16 protein-coding genes, 1 tRNA gene and 1 pseudogene are annotated in these 18,439 nt (G+C 53.5%); 7 read left to right on the top strand and 11 right to left on the bottom strand.

From position 1 onward, the window contains the following. Positions 1–407 (bottom strand): annotated as a pseudogene (locus B2952_RS02755) (TrpB-like pyridoxal-phosphate dependent enzyme); the annotation flags it as partial. Positions 408–731: 324 nt separating this feature from the next. Between B2952_RS02755 and B2952_RS02750 the strand changes: the two are divergent. Continuing rightward, entirely contained in the window at positions 732–1,652 is a 921-nt protein-coding gene (locus B2952_RS02750; protein ID WP_290733903.1) for an NAD-dependent epimerase/dehydratase family protein, read from the top strand. Between the two features lie 8 nt (positions 1,653–1,660). Here the strand turns inward: B2952_RS02750 and purF are convergent, their stop codons facing one another. From purF to B2952_RS02710, 8 genes are all read right to left on the bottom strand, one after another. Continuing rightward, a complete protein-coding gene (purF, locus tag B2952_RS02745; RefSeq protein WP_290733905.1) occupies positions 1,661–3,046 on the bottom strand; it encodes an amidophosphoribosyltransferase in 1,386 nt (461 codons plus the stop codon). 247 nt (positions 3,047–3,293) lie between these two features. Beyond that, positions 3,294–4,238: a geranylgeranylglycerol-phosphate geranylgeranyltransferase gene (locus B2952_RS02740; RefSeq protein ID WP_290730693.1), complete on the bottom strand. Its 945-nt coding sequence runs from the start codon at positions 4,236–4,238 to the stop codon at positions 3,294–3,296. 51 nt (positions 4,239–4,289) lie between these two features. Then, positions 4,290–4,363: transfer RNA gene (locus B2952_RS02735), tRNA-Met, on the bottom strand. An 88-nt stretch (positions 4,364–4,451) separates the two neighbouring features. Beyond that, positions 4,452–5,606: a CDP-alcohol phosphatidyltransferase family protein gene (locus B2952_RS02730; protein WP_290730695.1), complete on the bottom strand. Its 1,155-nt coding sequence runs from the start codon at positions 5,604–5,606 to the stop codon at positions 4,452–4,454. Next, positions 5,603–7,252, bottom strand: a complete 1,650-nt coding sequence (gene recN / locus B2952_RS02725) for a DNA repair protein RecN (protein WP_173381797.1) — start codon at positions 7,250–7,252, stop codon at positions 5,603–5,605. The genes B2952_RS02730 and recN overlap by 4 nt, the downstream gene beginning before the upstream one ends. A gap of 63 nt (positions 7,253–7,315) precedes the next feature. Then, positions 7,316–8,077, bottom strand: a complete 762-nt coding sequence (trmB, locus tag B2952_RS02720) for a tRNA (guanine(46)-N(7))-methyltransferase TrmB (protein ID WP_290730700.1) — start codon at positions 8,075–8,077, stop codon at positions 7,316–7,318. 27 nt (positions 8,078–8,104) lie between these two features. Continuing rightward, entirely contained in the window at positions 8,105–8,995 is an 891-nt protein-coding gene (locus B2952_RS02715) for an MBL fold metallo-hydrolase (protein ID WP_173366158.1), read from the bottom strand. A gap of 82 nt (positions 8,996–9,077) precedes the next feature. Then, positions 9,078–9,680, bottom strand: coding sequence for a hypothetical protein (locus B2952_RS02710; RefSeq protein ID WP_290724532.1), 603 nt, complete (start codon positions 9,678–9,680; stop codon positions 9,078–9,080). Positions 9,681–9,908: 228 nt separating this feature from the next. Between B2952_RS02710 and B2952_RS02705 the strand changes: the two genes are divergently transcribed. After that, entirely contained in the window at positions 9,909–10,727 is an 819-nt protein-coding gene (locus B2952_RS02705) for an exodeoxyribonuclease III (RefSeq protein ID WP_173381795.1), read from the top strand. A gap of 49 nt (positions 10,728–10,776) precedes the next feature. Here B2952_RS02705 and B2952_RS02700 read toward each other — a convergent pair whose 3' ends face one another. Further along, a complete protein-coding gene (locus tag B2952_RS02700; RefSeq protein ID WP_290724527.1) occupies positions 10,777–12,078 on the bottom strand; it encodes a pyridoxal phosphate-dependent aminotransferase in 1,302 nt (433 codons plus the stop codon). A 392-nt stretch (positions 12,079–12,470) separates the two neighbouring features. On the opposite strand from B2952_RS02700, the gene B2952_RS02695 reads away from it, so the two are divergent. From B2952_RS02695 to B2952_RS02680, 4 genes are all read left to right on the top strand, one after another. Continuing rightward, complete coding sequence (locus B2952_RS02695; RefSeq protein ID WP_290724525.1) at positions 12,471–13,112, top strand: hypothetical protein; 642 nt, start codon at positions 12,471–12,473, stop codon at positions 13,110–13,112. Continuing rightward, positions 13,112–13,786, top strand: a complete 675-nt coding sequence (locus tag B2952_RS02690; RefSeq protein ID WP_290733907.1) for a hypothetical protein — start codon at positions 13,112–13,114, stop codon at positions 13,784–13,786. The genes B2952_RS02695 and B2952_RS02690 overlap by 1 nt, the downstream gene beginning before the upstream one ends. Continuing rightward, positions 13,783–14,199 (top strand): type I restriction enzyme HsdR N-terminal domain-containing protein, encoded by a 417-nt coding sequence (locus B2952_RS02685; protein ID WP_290730708.1) that lies wholly within the window; start codon positions 13,783–13,785, stop codon positions 14,197–14,199. Before B2952_RS02690 ends, B2952_RS02685 begins: the two co-directional genes overlap by 4 nt. Before the next feature lie 83 nt (positions 14,200–14,282). Beyond that, entirely contained in the window at positions 14,283–15,320 is a 1,038-nt protein-coding gene (locus tag B2952_RS02680) for a fibrobacter succinogenes major paralogous domain-containing protein (protein WP_290733909.1), read from the top strand. A 346-nt stretch (positions 15,321–15,666) separates the two neighbouring features. Here B2952_RS02680 and serS read toward each other — a convergent pair whose 3' ends face one another. Then, positions 15,667–16,953, bottom strand: coding sequence for a serine--tRNA ligase (gene serS, locus B2952_RS02675; RefSeq protein WP_290724519.1), 1,287 nt, complete (start codon positions 16,951–16,953; stop codon positions 15,667–15,669). A gap of 243 nt (positions 16,954–17,196) precedes the next feature. Between serS and B2952_RS02670 the strand changes: the two genes are divergently transcribed. Further along, positions 17,197–18,366 (top strand): PHB depolymerase family esterase, encoded by a 1,170-nt coding sequence (locus tag B2952_RS02670; protein ID WP_290730717.1) that lies wholly within the window; start codon positions 17,197–17,199, stop codon positions 18,364–18,366. Positions 18,367–18,439: the final 73 nt, after the last annotated feature.

The following is an 18,439-nucleotide window of genomic DNA, read 5'->3' as shown; positions in this document are numbered from 1 at the left end:
AGGCCCTGCTTCTTGGCGTAGTAGGCCTGAGCGATGGCGGAGTTCAGCTTGTGGGAGCCCGAGGTGTTGTTGCCTTCGAACTTGTAGTAGATGTGTGCCGGAGTGCCGAGGGCCTGTTCGAGGAAGTAGGCGCGGACGAGCGGGGAGGGGCGGTACATCTTGTAGAACGTGAGAATGTCTTCGGGAATTTCGAAGAAGCGGGTGTCGTTGTCGAGTTCCTGCTTGATGAGTTCGTCGCAGAACACGGGCTGAAGGTCTTCGAAAGTCACCGGCTTGCCGGTACCGGGGTTCAGGAGCGGAGCGGGCTTCTTCTTCATGTCGGCACGGACATTGTACCATGCCTTCGGGAGTTCGTTTTCTTCAAGATAAGTCTTGACCGGACCGTCGAGCTTGAGAGAGTTTCTCATTTTTTATTCCTTTCTTTGTTGTAGTTTGCGTCAGTTCCAGGTTCTTTGTCGGGTTTCCAAAATCTTTGCAAAAAAATTGGCTCCCTTTGAGGAGCCTGCGTCTTTTGAAAACCGTACCAAAAATACCAGGCTCCGATTATTGGGCCTGCCACCACCAGAAGTTGATGCTTGCTACGAATTTCATGATAACAAATATACCATTGGACGGCAGCCATGGCAAGGGATGCTTTAGAAAATGTACCAAAAAATGCCGTTTTTTTGTAAAATAATGTTGCCTTTTGCCTTAAAAGACATTATTTTTCAGGATACAAAAAAGAGGTCAGTATGCGCGTTTTTGTCACGGGCGGTACAGGTTTTATCGGACACTATGTAGTCAAGGCTCTTCTCGACAAGGGCCACGAGGTCGTCATCGCAACAAGGCATCCCAACAAGGTTCCTTCGCTGCGCAGCCATTCCGGTGTGAGTTTTGTCGAGGCTTCCCTTACGGATTTCGACAAGATGGGCGAAGGCCTCAAGGGGTGCGACGCCTGTATCCATATTGCGCTTGGGTGGGGCGAAACTCCGAGCACCATGCTCATGAACGATACGCGCGCGACCGTCATGCTTCTGGAAATGGCCGCCAAGGCCGGTTGCAAGAAGTTCATCCAGACGAGCAGCACTGCCGCAATGGGCCGTATGCGCCCGTCCATGCGCGAAGTGACGAGCAATTTGCCGATGGACCTCTACGGTGCGACAAAGGCTGCAGGCGAGGCTTTCGTGCTCGGTTTCCGTCATGGCTATGGCACGAATTTCCCCGAAGTGACAATGCAGAGGAACATCATCCGTCCGGGCTACACTTTCGGGAATCCCGCTTTCCCTGATGGCTGCTCGCAGCCCGACCGCCGCTTCTTCGAGATGGCGCAGGCGGTAAAGGAAGACCGCGACATCCATATCGTCAAGAACGACGGCACGCAGTTCATCCACGCGAGCCAGCAGGCGCAGCTCTACCTCAAGGTTCTCGAGTCGGACAAGAACGAGGAAATTTTCCTCGGGCTCGGTTCCGTCTGGATCAGCTGGAGGGAAATTGCGGAAATGATGCTTTCGCTCCGTCCGGAAAGCAAGACGAAAATTGTCGAGCAGGACCTCGGCTGGGGCGACGAGCCGATGCTCTTCGACGTGCAAAAGATAAAGGACCAGTTCGGCCTTGTCTTTGACGGGCACGACTTCATGATGGACCACGTGAAGTGGACGTTTAGCCAGGTTTAGTTTTTAACTTATCCGCAGCGTGTCTTGGTTGCGTCTGTCCCGATGTAGTCGGGGTAGTCGTTGTCGAAGCATGCCGCGCAGTAGTTCTCGCCTTCGCCGGTGCATTCCTTCATGCCTTCGACACTCAGGTAGCCTAGGCTTTCGACTCCGAGCATCTTCGCAATTTCTTCGGGCGTCATTGAACTTGCGGCAAGTTCTCCCTGGCTCGGGAAATCCATGCCGAAGAAGCAGGGGTGTGCGACGGGGGGCGATGCGATGCGGATGTGGACTTCGAGAGCGCCCGCGTCACGCAGCATGCGGGAGAGAATCTTGAGAGTCGTCCCGCGAACGATGGAATCTTCCACCACGCACACGCGCTTGTTCTTGAGCACACCCTCTATGGGGTTGAACTTGAGCTTGACCTTCTGCTCGCGCACGTTCTGCGTGGGATCGATGAAGGTGCGGCCCACGTAGTGGTTACGCAAGAGGCCGATTTCGAAACGGATGCCGCTTGCCTGCGAGTAGCCGAGTGCGGCCGTCGTCGCGCTGTCGGGCACGGAAATCACGATGTCCGCGTCGACGGGGCATTCCTTCGCAAGCTGCTTGCCCATCTTGCGCCGGATCTTGTCGCAGCTCTGTTCAAAGATCTTGGAATCCGGACGGCTGAAGTAGATGTATTCGAAGATGCAGTGGGCGAGACGGTCCTTGTGCGTGAACCTTTCGGAATGCAGCCCGTTCTGCGTGATGGTGAGGAACTCGCCCGGCTGGATATCGCGGATGTAGTGGGCGCCGAGCAAGTCGAAAGCGCAGGTCTCGGACGCGACGCACCAGGACTTGCCCATGCGGGCGATGGACAGGGGGCGGAACCCGAAACCGTCGCGGGCCACGTACATCGTGTCCTTGCTGATGAATACGAGGCAGAAGCTGCCGGTAAACTTGGTGATGGCCTTCTTGATGGCGTCTCCGAGGTCGTTGGCCTCGGTGCGCGCGATTTCATGCAGGAGGATTTCGGAGTCGGATGTCGTCTGGAAAATGTGCCCTTCGGCTTCCATCTCGGCGCGGAGCTCGTTCGCGTTCGTGATGTTGCCGTTATGGGCGACCGCGATTTGCCCCCACTTGCAGCTCACGAGGATCGGCTGCGCGTTTGCGAGCGTGGATGCTCCCGTGGTACTGTAGCGCACATGCCCGATGCCTGCGAATCCCTGCAGCTCGTCGACATTGTGTTCCCTCAGGAGTGTTGAAACCAGACCCATGGATTTGCGGACGCGGACCTTGTCCCCGTCGGTGACTGCGAACCCAGCGCTTTCCTGGCCACGGTGCTGCAGTGCGTAAAGACCCATGGTGACATTGCGGACGACATTTTCGCCATTGTAAATGCCGATGACTCCGCATTCTTCGTGCAATTCTTCGAGCATAACGCCTCTTCGGAATGTTTTGCTTCCCTTACCTCGGGGTCGTAGCCCACCCATGCGGGTGCAAGCGGGGAAGCGGCCGCGGAAAAATATAGGAATCGGTCGTGGTGCGGAGCAGGTAAAAAAATGACGAAATTTTTTGCAAATTCGCCAGATTCGGCCGATTTCTTTACACTTTTTTTCTAAATGCGGAAAGTGTATTACAGAATATGTAATGTGGTTTATGCGGGAAAATGCTTCTGTCGAAATTCTACAGGCTGCAGATGAGCGCAATGAGGCCTGCGAACATTGCCACCTTCGTGAGCGACTGTGCCCGGCGGTAGTTCTTGCGGTGGGCACTGAATAGGATTACGGCGAATATCGGTGTGAGCGCAATTCCCGTGATAATCAGGAACAGCGGCGGGTAGTTGTGTCCGAACACCTTGTCCATGTAGAATACCGGGAGCGGGAGCGAAATCCAGGTGAAGAGGATGATTGCTCCGGCAAGTTTCCGTGCTGTCGCCGAGCCCGCGATAAGCGGGAACGTCATGATGCCCGCCTTCAGGTCGCCTGTTTCGTCTTCCAGGTCCTTGTAGATTTCACGCGCGGTCGTGAGCAGGAATGCGAACGGAATCGCTGGGATAATCGCCCAGATGTGTTCATGTGCGTAGTCGTTTCCTGGTAGGATGAGATTGGATAGAATGAGATAATCCATCAGGGCGTAGAGCAGGGGTGTCGTGCACAGGAACGCGACTGTCATGTTTTTCAAAAGCGGGATATGCTTGAGCCACTTGTTGTAGGCTATCAGGAGCACCCCGAGTAAAAAGAAGAAGCCGAGCGGAAGGTATTCAAACGGAGAGGAAGAGTTTGAATCGCCAAGTCCGCAGAGGAGCATCAGTACGAACAAGGCAATCCAGGTTATGCGTGCGGCCTTTACCGAAACTTTCCCGGTTACGAGCGGCCTTTCGGGGCGGTTCAACTTGTCGCTTTCCAGGTCCAGGATGTCGTTCTGGATGTTCGCAAACCCGATGGCGAATGCGAACCCGAACGCTTCCACTATAACGGTAGACCAGCCAATCCAATCAAAGTCGGAATTGCAGTCGTCGGGTAAGAAAAGCGAATTGGGAAACCCGAGCAGCATATACCCGACCACGAGCGTGATTATCGCAATCACGATGTTTTTGGGGCGGGTCATCTTGAGGAGTTCGGCAAACATCGGCTACAAATATAAAAAAAGAAAAATCCGGCTTTGAACCGGATTTTTTAGTAGCGGGGGCAGGACTTGAACGCTGCGACCTTCGGGTTATGAGCCCGACGAGCTACCAACTGCTCCACCCCGCGTCGAGGTTGGCTCCATATATAGAAATTTGAGCCTGTTCTGTCAAGGGGACGGGTGCGTTTTTCGCCTAAATAAGCGAAAAAACGCATTTTACACGAATTTCTTGAGAATGTGCTTGCTCGAGACGAAGTAGTCGATTCCGCTGATGATGGTGATGGCGGTGATGATTCCCATGACTATTTTCGGGAAGATGTCCCAGATGTCACCCAGGCCGGGGACGAACGCTCTCACCGGGTCGATGGCGCCGAGGAGGATCGCCACGATGCCGATTCCCTGGAGCGCGGTCTTCCATTTGCCGCTCCTGCGTGCTGGCATGATGAGGCCTTCGCTTGCGGCGAGCGTACGGAGCGTCTCCACGCTGGATTCACGGAAGTAGATGAGCGCCACCATCCAAACGGGGGCGTATCCCGTGGCGATGAAGCACATGAATATCGTCATGTTGGAAATCTTGTCGCTGAACGGGTCGAGGTACTTGCCGAGCGTGCTCACTTCGCCCATGGCGCGGGCGAGTTTCCCGTCCAGAAAATCGGTGAGCATGAACCCAAGAACCATCGCAAGCGCAAGCACCTTGAAAACAAGGCTGTTGTTGCTGTAGTCGAGGTCGTTGTCGTAGAAGAAAACCCAGAGGAAGAACGGGGTCAGCACGATGCGGCTCATCGTGAGCTGGCTTGCAATCGAAAGGGGCTTGCGGTGTGCAGGGTCGCGGTAGTACCAATAGGCGTAGGCGACGGTGGAGGCCGCAATCAGCAGGATGGTCGCCACCATGCAAATTTGTTGGTAATCTTCGAGATTCAACAGATAAACGGCCATCGTTATGGTGGTGGCGATGCTTGCCATCTTGCTCCAACGCTTCTTGCGGGGGAGGGACTTGCCTTCGCGCAGAACTCCGAGCGAGAAGAGCGTGTGGGCGATGAGCCTTGCAAGCAGGACGGCGCAGCCGACGCCCAGGAGCTTTTCGGCATGCTCGTTCTGCATCAAATCTCGCACGAAGATGCTTGTCATCACGGCAAACGACAGGAATCCGTCGATGACATTCAGCCATAGCCTGTAGTAAGGTTTCTCGATTTCCTGGCTACGCAGCTGGTAGAGATTCACCCAGCCCATGATGAGGGCAATCGCGACAAAGGCACAGGCTGTTTTCGCCATGCCGTTCCAGATGAAAAAGATGACGCATACGAAGACCAGCGCCCTGAGGACGCTCCAGACGCGCGAACGGAGTCGAACATCGGATGGCTTTTCGTTCATTGGTTATTCTCCAAAAGTTGTCTTGCGTGTTCCCGAACTGTTTCGGAGTCGCCGCCAAGCATGCGCACCAGCTCTTCGATTCGTCCCTCGCGGTCTAGTTCCCTGACCGACGTGAAGGTTCGACCTTCGATTTCGTCCTTGCTCACTGCTAGCTGGTTCTTGGCCCGGCTTGCCACCTGATGCAGGTGTGTGATGGTAAGGACCTGGTGGTGCTTCCCGAGGCTTCGGAGGGCATCGCCGATGGTGTTGCCGACTTCTCCGCTTATTCCGGAATCCACTTCGTCAAAAATTAGCAAAGGAACCTTGTCGAGGTCGGCCATGACGCTCTTGATTGCAAGTAAAACGCGGCTAAGTTCGCCTCCCGACACGGCCTTCTGCAGACTCTTCTCGCCTTCGCCCGGGTTCGGAGCCAGCATGAACTCGATTTTTTCGGTCCCGTTCGGGCTAAGCGGTTGGGACTCGATGTGGGTCTTGAATACGGCTTTGGGCATCCCGAGGTTCTGGATGGTGGTCTGCACGGCGGAATCGAAACGGCATGCGGCTTCGGCTCGCTTGGCGCTAAGCTCCTTGGCGAGATTCTCCAGTTCGGCGAGGATTTTCTTTTCTTCTTTCGCGAGCTCGGCGAGGTCGGAATCCAGGTTTTCGAGGCTCTCCAGTTCGCTTTTGCGCTTGGCCGTTAGTTCGATGAGGCCCGCTACGTCCGTGCGGTATTTGCGCTTCAGCTTCTGGATGTTTGCAATCCTGGAGTTTGCGCGGTCGATTTCGGCGGGGGAGAGCGATTTTGCGGGAGAGAGCCTGAGCAGGTCCTTGCAAACGCTTTCGAACGGGTCGGCCACCTCGGCGAGCGAGTTCAGGTGTTCCTCGTAATGCGGAATTTTCGAGGCGAGGAATCGCATCCGGGCCTGGAGAATCTGCACCTGGTCGAGGAGCCCGTTGTCACCGCTGAGAATGCCCTGAATCTCATCGAGAATGCGCCTTTCCGCTTCTCCCTTGCTTGCTACGCTCACCTTTTCTTCGAGTTCCTCCTCTTCGCCTTCGCGCAGTGCCGCTTTCGAAAGCTCGTCAAACTGGAATTTGAGAAAGTCCTTCTGGGCGGCGAGGTCTTTGGCATGTTCTTCTGTTTCGCGGATGCGTGCAAGGATATCGTTCCATTTGGCCCATGTTTCGCTATATGCTTCAAGCAGTTTGCCGTTCCCCGCATAGTCGTCGAGCATCTGCGTATGGGTGCGCGTGTCGCGGAGCAACAGCTGCTCGCTCTGCCCGTGCATCTGGATGAGGTGTTCGCCGATTTCCTGCAGGTCGGCCTGGTTGACGACGTTTCCGTTGACGCGCGTGCGGCCCTTGCCGTTCTCGAGAATTTCGCGGCGGATGATGAGTTCGTCGTCGCTGTCGATTCCGAGGTTCTCGATGATTTCTTTGACCTTCGGTTCCTGGCTGATGTCAAAAATGCCTTCGATGACGGCCTTGCTTTCGCCGGCGCGGACCATCGAAGCCTGGGCCTTGTCGCCGCAGACCATGCGGAGAGCCTTGAGCAAAACGGACTTGCCTGCGCCAGTTTCGCCGGTAATGGCGGTAAAGCCGTTGCGGAACGGGACTTCGGCGTGGCTGATAAGCGTGAAACCGCTGATGGATAGTTGCTTTAACATACGTTTACTAAACTAGAAAAAATGCGGTGTCGAAAAATGACATCCCGTCGCAGGGCGTGAAGGCTATTTTTCGAATTCGATGACGCTCCGGTAGATGGGCCTGCCTTCTTTCCGGTATTTGCGCTCGAAGCCGGTTGTGATTCCTTCGGTGGGTTCTGCGGTGTTGCGCTCAATGACCTTGCAGGTGGGGAAGGCGTCGAAGGTCTCGAGTGCAATCTCGTTGTATTCCTTGTGGTCGGTTCCCCAGTAGAACAGACGCTTGCCGGGCTTGAGGCAGCGCGCGACCTCGGTCAAAAAGTCGGGACGCAGCAGGCGGTTCTTGTGGTGGCGTTCCTTGGGCCACGGGTCGGGGAAATACATGTGGAACGCATCGACGGTGCAGTCCTTGACGGCATCGCGCAAGAAATAAAATACGTCTCCTCGCAGCATGGCTGCATTGCCCTGTGCGATGACTCCGCGCTTTTCCATGCGCTCGATGGCAAATGCGGCCCAGGTGTAGTCCCATTCGCTTCCCATGATGAAGTAGTCTGGATGCTTTTGGGCATAGTCTGTCATGAAGTTGCCCTTGCCGCTTCCGATTTCGACTTCGATGTGCCCGTTTTCGTTAGGGAACATGTCCTTCCAGTTGAAGTCGAGCTTGTGGGGGAGGCCGTCTGCGGTCTTGATGGGCTTGCGGTCGCCGTTCGTGCGGAAAACGTAGTGCCAGAGCCCCTTGAGTTCGGGGTCCTCGTTTAAATCGCGGTAGAATTCGGGAATGACGACTTCCCTTTCGCGTTTCTGTCCTTCGTTCCCGCTGGTTTCCATCTTTTCCTGATTATCATCCATCGTTTTCTGTAGCCTTTGTCTTGAACCTTAAATGAATGCGACGACTCTATCCCGGAACCTTTCCGGAATTTCTTTTTCTAGGGTTTCTAGGATATGCTTTTCGGAATACTTCATTGAAAAATGAGTGAGCACGATCTGTTTGCACTTGACTTCGTCTCCCTGTTCGTTCAGGGCTTTTACGATGTTGTTCAGGTGCGTGTGGCCTTTTTTGTGGGCCATGGATTCTTCGTCCTTGTCGAGGAAGGTGCATTCGGTGACGAGGACCTTGGACTTGAATACCTGCGGGTTGTCTCGGAGAGTGTCGCCCATGCAGTCGCCCGTGAAACTCAAGAGGGGGTCGAACACTTCGCGAGTGATTTCAACACCGTTCTTGCGCAGTTCGATAATTTCCGCTGCGGATTTTCCCAGGAACTCGTCCTTCAATTTTTTCTTGTGCAGGTAAAGAGTCGCTCCCATCGCGGGAATGGAATGCCTCACTTCGAAAGCTTCCAGCACGAGATCCTTGCGGTAGCGCAGCGCAATGCGTTCGTGAGCCTTGACCGGGACAATCTCGGGATAGCGGAATTTCTGTTCGCCGACGCCTTCGAACATGGCCTCCGCCTTGATCCACGCTTTCGCTCCTTCGCTGATTTCTTCGGGCAGGTAGTAGACGCTGTCGCGTTCTACACCCATCATCTTGCGTAGGCTGTTGTGGCGCATGAGGCAGCGGGCATGGTCTCCGTGTGCATGCGTGAGGAACACGTGGTCTAGCGGAATGGCGGTAAGGGGGCATTCGCCCATGTCGACGCAGAAATCCAGTTCCGGGAACTGAAGGTAGGTCGCAAGACCCGAAATCGAGAAACCCTGGATAGAGGAACAGGCCGCCTGTAGGTGGTTCTGCCTTAGCGCGTTGTGTATGTTCTTGTTTGTACTTGTCACGATTTTACCGAGTGCAAATCTAGAAAAAAAGCCTCCGCACTATCGGTGCGGAAGCTGGTGATAAACCGTTTTCGCGTTCGGGCTAAAGTCCCCTGGAGGCTTTGTCCGCTGCGATAATATTCTCGAAATCCTCGCAGCTCATGCGTTCGATGTTATTACCCATAGCCCTGTTACGGGTTCTCGCATTGCCCTTCAGTTCGGGGATGCGGAAGCAGAATTCATGCGTACCGCCGAGATCGGTCGGGATTCCCATCTTGAAGATTCGGGTCCTCTCCTTCGATTCCCTGTTGTAGATTTCGTGGTAGTCGTAGTTGTTCTTGATTCTTTCGAGGCGCTTTTCCTGGTTGAAGAGGATCTCGTTTACGATAGGGCCGTCCAGGTAGAGCGGAAGCGAGTTCTGGAAGCGGAGTTCAAGCTTGTTGCCTGTTTTTACAATGGATGTCTCGCTCGGCTTGATGAGGTAGCGCTGTTGCGGGATGTTCTTGTAAGCCTTGTTGTGGGCCTTGCGGACACCGCACATTTCGCGCATGTCCGGGTTCGCTACAAAGTCGATGTCACGGCAGATGGGCGGGAGGTTGGTCGGAACCTCGAGGTCGTCGCCGTTGGACGAACCGGCACAGCCGGAAAAGAATGTCAGGGAAGCGAGAATCGCAGTAAGCTTGATGGCGAAAAATTTCGATTTCATGCTTCAAATATAATTTTTCTAATCAAAAAAACGTCTGTTTTATTTTTTTTCATGAAAAAAAAGCGTTTTTTTCGTTTGTCTGGGGGAAAACGCTTTTTGTGAAAATGAAAATTTACAAAGAAAGACTCGTTTTTTGGGGGCTAATCTGTTTTTTTCCGGAGTGTCATTTTTTCGACCAAATAAAAAATTATCTTTATCTAGGATTGATTTGGGTATAGACGGTACAAGATGAATATATATAGTTGGAATGTGAACGGAATCCGCTCGGCGATAAAGAAGGGGTTTGAAAATTGGTTCAATGCGACCAGCCCTGATATCCTCTGCCTGCAGGAAGTCCGTGCAGACGAAGACCAGGTTCCCGATTCTATTCGCAATCGCGAGGGCTACTTCTCTTACTGGAATCCCTGCCGTCGCAAGAAGGGGTACAGTGGAGTGGCCATATTCACGCAGATTGAACCCGATTCCGTGAATTACGGTTTCGATATTGAGGAGTTTGACGAAGAAGGCCGCGTGCTCCAGCTTGTCTTTCCGGACTGGGTGCTCAACAGCATCTATTTCCCGAACGGAGGGTCCGGCGAGGATCGTCTGGACTACAAGCTCCGCTTTTATGACGCTTTTCTCGAAAACAGCAGGCGCTGGATTGCCGATGGCAAGCACGTGGTCACGGTTGGCGACTACAACACCTGCCATAAGGAAATCGATATCGCGCGCCCGAAAGAAAATGAAAACGTGAGCGGCTTCTTGCCAATCGAACGCGCCTGGATGGACAAGTACGTGGAAAACGGATTTGTCGATTCGTTCCGCAAACTTCACCCCGACGAACGCGACCGCTACTCCTGGTGGTCGAACCGCTTTGGAGCCCGAGCTCGCAACGTGGGATGGCGTATCGATTACGCCTTCGTGGACGAAGGCCTCGCCCCGAACATTGTAAATGCAGACATCCATTCTGAAGTGCAGGGCTCGGACCATTGCCCCATCAGCATAGAACTGGAACCGCCGTTCGCGCCGATCCCGATAAAGCCCACATCTGTAGACGCAGAAATCTAATAGAAAAAGTCGCCCTTTTGAGCGACTTTTCTTAACTTGTCTGTACCGACTACGAGTGCAGGTATTCCACGATGGCGTCGTGAATCGTAGTGAACACTTCGCGAAGTTCCTCTTCGTCTTCTTCCAGGAGCGTCACGCGGAAGCCCTTGAGGTCTGTGCAGAAGCTCGTGCTCGGCACCACGCAGATGCCCTTCGCACCCAGCAGGTAGTACACGAAGCGGTAGTCGAGGTTCGTCGTCTTGCTGCACCATTCTTCCACCTTCTTCTTGATAATCGGGTTGTCGATCTTGAGCGTCTGGTGGCTGTTGAGCGTGCCTTCGCGGAAGATGATGGTGTTGTAGAACGCGCCGTAGGTCGGGTTGAAGTACAGTTCCGGAATGTCGGAAAGGATTTCGTTGATGATGGCACTGCGGCGGCCAATCTTCTCGTTCAGCGCAGTGCGGTGTTCGGCAAAGCGCGGGTCGCCGAGAACACGCGGGATAGTCATCTGCGGGAGCGTGGTCGAGCAGACTTCCACCATCTTCGCGTTGTCGATGGCGCGGCAGAAGGCGTCGAACTGTTCGTCCTTGTCGCGGTTGTAGTATTCAGCCCAGCCGCAACGAGCGCCCGGCCACGGGTATTCTTTGGAAATGCCCTTGAGCGCGATGCCCGGAACGTCACCGATGTATTCGGCGAGAGCGTAGGCGTGGGCTCCATTGTACGTAATCTTGTTGTAGATTTCGTCGCAGATGATGAACAGGTTGTAGCGCTTCGCGATATCCACGATTTTCTTGAGGATGTCGAGCGGGTAGACCATGCCGGTCGGGTTGTCCGGATTCAAAATCAATATGCCTGCGATGCTCGGGTTGTACTTCACCTTGTTTTCCAGTTCTTCCAGGTCCGGATACCAGTGATTTTCGGGCTGGAGGCTGTAGGTGATGGGGGCCGTGTGGGCATGTGCCGCTTCGGCGGAACTGTGGGTGGAGTAGGCCGGGGCAGGTCCGATGATGCGGGTGTTCATCGAGAGCAGGCCGTAGATGGTGGCGATGGCGTCACCGAGGCCGTTGAAGAACAGGATGTCGTCGACGTTGATCTGTGCACCGCCGAGCTTGTTGTTCTCTTTTACCAGGAATTCGCGGGTCTCGAGCATGCCCTTGGAGGGGCAGTAGCCGTAGCTGCGGTTCGTCTTGACGAGGTCGACCACGATTTCCTTGATCCAGTCGGGCAACTGGCACTTCTTTTCGATGGGGTCGCCGATATTTTCCCAGTGGATGGGGAGGCCGAGTGCCTTGAGCTGGTTTGCCTTTTTAACGATCTCGCGGATTTCGTAAGAGAGTTCCTTGGCACCTTCGCTCAAAAGTCTTCTGCGCATTTTATGCTCCTGTATAGGTATCGAAAATTCTTTTTGCGCTGTAATTATAGCATAAAATTATTCAAGAATTTCCGTTGTTCCTTGTGGTTAGTGGTTAAAAAGGGGGTAAATAAAAAAAGCAGCCATTTTCGGGGCTGCCCTTGAAACTTGCTATCTGGATTTTGGCGTTATGCCTTGCAGACTTTGGTTTCTCTGGACAGCCCCATAATAGCTCGGGCTGCTGCCGGGCTTGCTGCCATTGCCGCTGATGCGGTGTTCTGTCCAAAGAATTTGTTCACGGTTCTAAATATAATTCGGGTGGTGTCATCTGTCAAGATTTTTTGCGGCTATATCTGAAAATTGTATCTATCCCGTTGCCGACACGTTAAATTTGTTATTATTGTCAAACATCTATGAAGGCGAAAGGATTGTTCAAGTATATCGCGCTGTTGCCGGTTTTGTTGCTGCTTGGCAGTTGCGGTCTGCTTCCGTGTGGCGATATCGAGGTTGAAAAGGACTTGACCCAGGTGACAAGCCGTACGACTTCAATCGCCTTTATGGATAGCCTGAAACAGGAGGCTTCTTCCGATAAAAAGTGGGCGAAACTCGTATATTCGGCCGAAGTCCTTAATGTTTACGAGGTAGGAGTCCACGGGATTAGCCTTGAACTGGATCTCATCGCTTGCCCGTCGGCGGCCGTATGCGAAAAGGGCGTGGCAAATACCGAAATACTCTCTACGCTCTTTGTGGACTTGTACAACTGTGACAGCTTTGACTGCAAGAACGTGACGAATATCGTCATCCATGACGACTCGTATGGGAACATAAGGGCCTTGGGCAAGGATGAATTCGAAATTGCCGATGGTGACGAGTTTAAGTACGAAACCTTTGGCGATGACTGCGTGCTGACCAAGATTCGTAACTTCAATTTGCGCATAGACGCCGAAGACGTGAAGATTGACTGGGACGTGAAAAACGGCTACATGACGTGCGAAAAGGTAAATCGTTGTAACGAGTCGGGTGGCGGGTCGCCGGGCTTGCCGGGGTTGGACTGATGAAACGTTTTTTGGCTTTTTTCTTTTTGCTGCTTCTGGTTGCTTGCGGAGACGATTCGAGTGTCCGTGAGGTAAATGGCTTTGATGAGGTTGAATCTGAATGGCGCAAAATAGAGGCTTCGCTGGAAGATCTCCTGGTGAAGGGGAAATTTGTCCTGGCAAAAGACTTGATGCCTGTTGGCATTGCTCTGGCCGTGTTGGACGATACGCTGGGCGTCGTGAAGGAAATCGAAGGAAATGTATTCGATTATGGTTGTGATCGTTATGATTTTCCGCGCCGTGATTACGAAACCTCGTATGTCAGGTTCACCTACTCCTGCGAGACAAGTTCGGGCGATACGGTAGAGTTTGTCGAATATGTGGACCTTAGATGGTATGATTGGCCGGACCTGGATATTTGGAGCGCATTTTTGCGGTATAGGGTAGAACACCTGGTTGTCAAGGAGCATTATCCGCTGTTTCTGGCGAAACGCCAGGCATCCAAGAACCTGCTTGATTATTTGTCGGTCGAGTATGAGGATTTCCCGTACGACTGGGGTGAAAAACGGTTCAAAGAGGACTTCTGGTTAAGCAGTTCCCTTTTGCCTCGGGTGACTGTGGAGAATTTTGACGAACAGGCAAGGGAATTTTCAGATAAATTTGCCAATGAAGATTCTGCAGGGGGTGTTGAATGACCCACGGAACGATATACGACCCCATCCGCAGGAAGGATGTCCCCGACACGCCCGAAGAGCACGTGCGCCAGGCGACTGTCCAATTTTTGCTGAACGAAATCAAGGTGCCGGCCCACTTGATTACAGTGGAGTTCGGGCTGTGTGCCATAGACCCGAAGACGGATGACCGCGTGGACATCATCGTCAGCAATTTTCGCGAAGGAGCTGCGCTAGACAAGCCGTGGCTGCTGGTGGAATGCAAGGCTCCCGGCGAATACACCTGGGAGGCGTTGCAGGTGCAGCTCAACCGCTACCTGAAGGTGTTGACCCCGAAGTTCGTGATGCTTGCTCTCGGGGATGCGGTCCGGTATTTTGAACGTGACGATGCGACTGGCCGATTCAAAAAGATAGAGAAACTTCCCGATTTTAAATAAATTATCCATTTCACTAGGGAAATTTTTTGTAAAAATCTATTTTTCGTCCGTTCGCGACCTGAAATTCTATATATATTTTTTGTGTGCATGCGTGTTTAAAGACATTGGTCGGACTGTTGCTCCTCTTGCTTGTTGCGGGCGTGTGTTCGTGCAGGCAGGACCCGGAACCGCAACAGAAAAAGGCTCCGGCAGCGGCCCCCGCTCAAACTACTCCGGACGTTCCGAAGCAGGTGGTCCGGCAGATACCTTTCCCCGTGCCGATGGTTTACCGCGACGGCTCTCTCGACGTGGCTTCCGTCCAGGATTCTGCTTCTGTAGAACCGGAGCGTGATTCTATTCCCGAGTCGTCCTCGTCTTCCGAGCGTAGGGGACCACGTTCGTCTTCTGAGGAATCATCTTCGTCCGAGGCGGCATCGTCGTCGTCGGTTTGTGCGGATGCTTCGGAGGGAACTCTCTGTGACGAACGCGATGGCCGCATCTATAGGCTTGTGGCTATCGGAAGCCAGGTCTGGATGGGACAGAACCTGAACTACCATTCCGAAGACAGCTGGTGCTATGACAACAAGACCGAAAATTGCAATGTTTACGGTAGGCTCTATTCCTGGGTGTCTGCCATGGCTCTTTCGCACGAATACGAGAACAATTCTGCTTCCGGTTTGATTCAGGAGGAGCACCAGGGCGTTTGTCCCGTTGGATTCCATATCCCGACCGATGCCGAAATGAAAACCCTTGTCCGCTTTATCAAGAAGCACAACAAGCATCCCGAAGAAAACACCGGTACCCTGCTCAAGAAAACGGTCTCCTGGAATCGCAGCGAGGACTGGCCTACGGGCATGGATCGCTTTGGATTCGGGGCGCTGGCGGCCGGTTCTCGTAATGCCAAGGGCGAGTTCCGCGACATGGGGAAGGATGCCGACTTCTGGATTGCCGAAGAAAGCAATACGCCGACGCACGCCCCTTACTGGAACCTCTACTACGAGAATGACGAATTCCTGGGCGACTACAGCAAGCAGAAGACCTTCGCCTATTCGGTCCGTTGCCTCAAGAACAAGAAGTCGAACGCGACTGCTGCTGCAGATTCGACAGCGCTGGCGGCTCCGACCGATACGATAGGCAAGTAAATCGTTGCTTAGGGTATAAAAAAACGCATACGCTTTTGCGTATGCGCGAGGCAAGCTGTGCTTGCCGAAGTTTATATCGTATTCCGGGAGGGTTTTAGGGAGGGGGTAACCCTCCCTAGTCGCATAGCACCGAAGGTGCCCACGCAAATAATCCGCGCCCACCACAAGTTCCAAACTTGAAAGACGCGGATTATTAAGTGCCGGGAGGGTCTTAGGGAGGGTGTAACCCTCCCTTGTCGCATTACTTCTTCGGTTCGATCTTCTCAAGCCCACCTTAACGAGCAGGCAAGGTTTCTTGCGAAACCTCGCACTCAGATTTTTCTTGACGAAAAATCTTCACACATGGTTAGGCTTTCGGTTTAATAACCTCAAGCCCACCCATGTACGGCCTCAGCACTTCAGGAATCAACAGCGAGCCGTCCTTCTGCTGGTAGTTGTCGCAGATGCCTACCATCACGCGCGGGGTGGCGAGGCCGGAACCGTTCAGCGTGTGCACGAAGGTGTTCTTGCCGTTAATCTTCGTCTTGATGTTGGCGCGGCGGGCCTGGTAGTCTTCGAAGTTACTGCAGGAGCTCACTTCGAGCCACTTCTTTTCGACCGGGGCGTAGACTTCCAGGTCATAGCACTTGGCGGCACCGAAACCGAGGTCACCCTTGCAGAGGGCCAGACGGTGGTAGGGGAGGCCGAGCTTTTCCAGGAGCTTTTCACCGAAGCGGGTGAGCTCTTCGTGGTCTTCGTAGCTGTGTTCCGGGTGGGCGAAGTAGACCATTTCCACCTTGTTGAACTGGTGCAGGCGGAGGAGTCCGCGGGTATCCTTACCGTAGGAGCCAGCTTCGCGGCGGAAGCAGGCGGAGTAGGCGCAGATACGCTTCGGGAGTTCGGTTTCCGGAATCACTTCACCGGCGTAAAGGTTGGTCAGAGGAACTTCTGCAGTCGGGATAAGGAACAGGTCATCGTCCTTGTCGCAGCGGTACATGTCTTCTTCGAACTTCGGGAGCTGGCCCGTGCCGCGCATGGTATTGCGGGTCACGAGGTACGGCGGCGTGAATTCTTCGAAGCCGTTCTTCATGTGTTCGTCCAAAAAGAACTGGATGAGGGCGCGTTCCAGGCGGGAACCGAGACCGCGGTAGACCGGGAAACCACTACCGGAAATCTTCGCGCCACGTTCAAAGTCAAAAATGCCGAGGCGTTCGCCCAAAGTCTTGTGGTCCACGCGGGCGAAGTCGTCGTTCTTGGTGTAGTAGTCAAACGGAATCGGGCCGTCCTTCTCGACCACGTTGTCCGAACTGTCCTTGCCTTCCGGGGAGCGCGGGGCGATGTTCGGCACGTGCATGAGCATTTCGGTCTGCTTGTAGTCGAGGTCCTTGAGTTTCTTGTCAAGTTCGTCGATCTTGTCGCCGAGGGCGCGCATGGCTGCTACGGCCTCGTCGGCGTTCTCGCCCTTCTTCTTGAGGTCGCCAATCTTCTTGGATTCGGCGTTGCGTTCGCTCTTGAGGCGTTCCACTTCGGTGAGGAGCGGGCGGCGTTCGTTGTCGATGGCGAGCACGTCCTTCAGGCTCACTGTGGTGTACTTCTTTTCGGTTTCAGCAATGTAGTATTCCGGATTTTCGCGGATTTTCTTGATGTCAAGCATGTTATGCCTCGGTTAGGAAATTTTTACGCAAAAAATTTAGCAAATATTTTAAGCAGCCAATTCCAGAACCGTTAAAAAACACTTAAAAAGCCAATGTTTAGGAATTCATCTGTTGTACGTGTTTACACCGCTATTTATGCGGTGACGGTCACACTCCCGTATTATGGATATACATTATAAACGGGTAAGGTTTATGGAGGTAAACACCATGTAAACAAACGGAACATTCAGAGGAGTACAGAGATGAAGTTTCCAATACTTCTGCTAGCTGCGGCTACGCTTTCTTTCGCCCAATGGGGTGGCTGGGGCAATGGTGGCGGCGGAAAATCCCTAAACGATTACCAGAAAAAGTCCGTTTCTGGTCGAGAAATCCACGTCTATGCCCCGTCGGGCCTTAAGGAAAATAGCCCGTTGCTCATTTCGTGCCACGGCATGGACCAAGATCCCAACTACCAACAGTCCAACACCCACTGGGAAACTGTAGCCGATACGGCGGGCTTTGTGGTCGTTTACCCGAGAGGTGGTACGGGCATGAGCACCTGGGATATCCAGGGCGATAAGGATACCAAGTGGATGCTCGAAATCATCGACCAGATGTACACCGACTATAAAATTGATAAAAAGCGCGTGTATCTTTCGGGCTTTTCGATGGGCGGTATGTTCACCTACCATTCCATGAGCAAGATAGCTGACAAGATTGCCGCCTTTGCGCCTACTTCCGGTACAAATGTGTTCGGTGCGTCCAAGGCGATGCGTCCTGTTCCTATCATCCATCCGCATGGAACCAACGACGATGTTTTGCAGTACAACCAGGTTGAAGGCTTCATCAAGAATTACCGTGACCAGTTCCACTGCCCGTCTCAGGCACAGGAAGAAAAGAATTATCCCAATGCCGAAAATTCGGGTGCCACGATGTACACCTGGGGACCCTGCGACAAGGGTGTCTATATCAAGCACCTGAAGCTCCCCGGCCGTGGTCACAGCCCTTCCCATGCAGATGTTTCGGATATCTGGAACTTCGTGAAGCAGTGGAACGTGGACGGCCTTATCAGTGATAAGCCTGAACCGGAATCTTCTTCCAGCGAAGTCGCCTCCTCCTCTGATGTGGCGAAGTCCTCCAGCAGTGCAGCCGCCACGGGAAGTTCTTCCAGCCATCACCACTGGGGTGGAATATCTTCCTCTACGACCGCTTTGCCTGTGGATCCGGGCCTGCTTGCGGTTTCGGTCTACAAGTCCTCTGACAACTACATCGTAGTTGCAGGTGCCCAGGGCATGACCATCACGGTGTTCAATAGCCTCGGCAGCGTCGTGGGCACGACCCGCGCTCTCGGAAACCAACAGAAGGTTTACACCGGAGCCAAGGGCATGTATATCGTGAAGGTCGGCAGCAGGTCGTTCAAGATTTCGCTCTAGGATTTACCGTAACGCCTTTTCGAAAGCACTCCCTGCGGGGAGTGTTTTTGTATTTCTTCTTTTGCCTTGCGTA

The organism is Fibrobacter sp. UBA7003 (genome assembly GCA_002449765.1).
Lineage (GTDB): Bacteria > Fibrobacterota > Fibrobacteria > Fibrobacterales > Fibrobacteraceae > Fibrobacter.
This window is presented reverse-complemented; position numbering and strand designations above follow the sequence as displayed.